The sequence below is a fragment of the Clostridiales bacterium genome (assembly GCA_017961515.1).
Taxonomy (GTDB): domain Bacteria; phylum Bacillota; class Clostridia; order Acetivibrionales; family RGIG10202; genus RGIG10202.
Genome location: JAGCXC010000090.1, coordinates 1 through 2,394, shown reverse-complemented (window position 1 = coordinate 2,394; position 2,394 = coordinate 1). Strand labels below are relative to the sequence as shown.

3 protein-coding genes are annotated in these 2,394 nt (G+C 31.0%); all 3 read left to right on the top strand.

Features of this window, described 5'->3' with window-relative positions; all coding sequences use genetic code 11:
- Positions 1-484: 484 nt before the first annotated feature.
- Positions 485-1,372, top strand: coding sequence for a hypothetical protein (locus J6Y29_06305; GenBank protein MBP5427477.1), 888 nt, complete (start codon positions 485-487; stop codon positions 1,370-1,372).
- Between the two features lie 213 nt (positions 1,373-1,585).
- Positions 1,586-2,137, top strand: a complete 552-nt coding sequence (locus tag J6Y29_06300; protein MBP5427476.1) for a hypothetical protein — start codon at positions 1,586-1,588, stop codon at positions 2,135-2,137.
- On the top strand, positions 2,124-2,394 hold a 271-nt coding region (locus J6Y29_06295; GenBank protein MBP5427475.1), incomplete at its 3' end, for a hypothetical protein. The genes J6Y29_06300 and J6Y29_06295, both read left to right, overlap by 14 nt.

Sequence of the window (2,394 nt, the reverse complement as noted above, 5' to 3'; positions counted from 1 at the left end):
TTTTGATGATGGTGTGTCTTTTGCTATCTTTTTAGCTTCTTCTATAGTGTCAGCCTTCACTAACACCATCTCACACTTAGCTAAGTTGTCTATCTCATAATGTGTCATATTACATACTTTTAAAATGATGGTGCAAAGATAGGTAAAAGTTTGACACCTAAGCCAAAAAGTTTCTATATTTAAATATGGAAAATGGCAATTTGTTTCTTCCATACATTAAGGTTCTAAATCACTTATTCATTAGATTCCAAAATCTTCATAACTTTAAGTTTTTTTGCAAATTGTTGTTTACAGGTGGTTATCCACAATTTCTAAAGCCATTTTCCATTGAGTTTTCAATCATTTATGCATAATTTTTTAGCCGCAGAAATGCGGCTTTTTTGTTGCGATGAAATCTGATAAATTTTTTATCTATCTTATATAGAATACATTATTATTATTCATAAATATATGAAAATTGAGCTTTAGCTCTATATAAAAGAGTATGAAATATATATCTATAAAGCAGATGTTTGATGACATAAGGCTTAATAGTTATAAGATAGGCCAACTTAATCCACAAGGCATAATTGGAATACCTCGTTCAGGACTTATGGCAGCTACATTATTGTCTCAAGAGCTTCATATAGGTGTTTGCTCAATAAATGAGTTTATTGACAACAATGGGCAAGAACATGTGTTTTATCATCATGGACATCGTCAAATTGAACATAATAATTCTAATATATTTATTATATTAGAGGACTCCTGCTATAATGGAAGCATGATAGAACATGTGAAGGCACTTAAGTCAACATTCCCAGACAAGATATTCATATCAGCTTGCATATATTTAGAAGGACCTTGTAAGGTATATAAACCAGACATTGCATTAGTTGACATAAGGAAAGAAGTGTTGAACAACGCAGAAATGCCTGTTGCTTTATACCAATATAATTTGTTAGACAATTATTGGAATTTCAAGTTCTTGTATGACTTAGATGGTGTAATGTGTATTGACCCTCCTTGTGACATAAACACTGAAGCTTATGAGAATTATTTGCTAAACCCTATAAAGTTGCACATACCAATTACTCCATCAAATAATCCAATTAGTATTTGCACTTATAGACTAAACAAATATGAAAGAGAGACAAGAAGGTTTTTAGACACTAACAAGGTGAAATGTAAAGACCTTTTTATGTTTCCTTCAGCATCCAAAGAAATTAGAGCTTTGACACAACCTGCATACTATAAAGCACAACATTACAAAGACAACAAATATTTATTGTTTATAGAAAGCAATGACCAAGAAGCACAACAAATTTGCAGATTATCACAAAAGCCAGTCTATTGTTATTCTACTGGAAATATGTATAAATGGCATGGCTAATAAAAAGATGACACAGGAGACACTTTAACAAATTAGATGATAAATTATATATCTATTTCAGAAAGTCCCTTAAAATGAATAAAAACAACATTAAACAAATATGATTATTTCAGAAATATTAACTGAGGAACAAAAGGAAAAGATTTTACAAAATATTCAAGAGCCATCAAACATGGATGACCCTACTAACACAAAATTATATATTGAAGAATAATGAGAACTTTGTTTGACCGTCCAGCTATAGGACCATCAAGGAACAATTGTGAGTTTGTAGATGAGTATTCTTATGCTGCATTGATGGCTAACCAAGTAAGGGCTGAGGAATGCATAAATGACAATAACAACATAGAACACCATTATGATAGAGAGGGATGGATTAGGTTGTTGTTGCACTACATACATTATATAGACCTTATGATAGATGAATATCCTCAAGCTATAACATATATTGATGTTGTAGACTACAACAAACTTTTGTTGTTAAGAGAAAAGACACAACTTAAAGTAAGTGGGATAATACCTTACCATGACATGCCTATAGGCAATAAGTATGTGTTAGAATGGACAATAAAAGCTATAAAGATATTAAGGACTATATTTGATATAGAGCTTAAATTAGATTATGTGAAAGCAGAATACTACAAAGTAAAGAACTTAGAACCTGTAAAAGAATACAACATAGGTGATAGCAATAAGAAGTATTGTAGTAAGAAGCAGACACAATGGTATAGCAAAAAGAATAGAGACATATATGGCGACGATTAACAAAAACAGGATTAGGCCTAAGCATGTAGACAGGATATGTAGTGAAACATTCAATAGTGCAACATTCTACAATAGCTTAGCATGGAAGAGAATGAGAGATGTTTATTACAAAGAAAATCCAATTTGTTATGAATGTTTACAACATGAAAGGATAACATCAGCAAATGATATACATCATTTAAGAAGATTTTCTAGTGGAGCTAATGAAGAGGAACAATGGAAATTGTTTTTGAATATGAATAACCTACGTTCGCTTT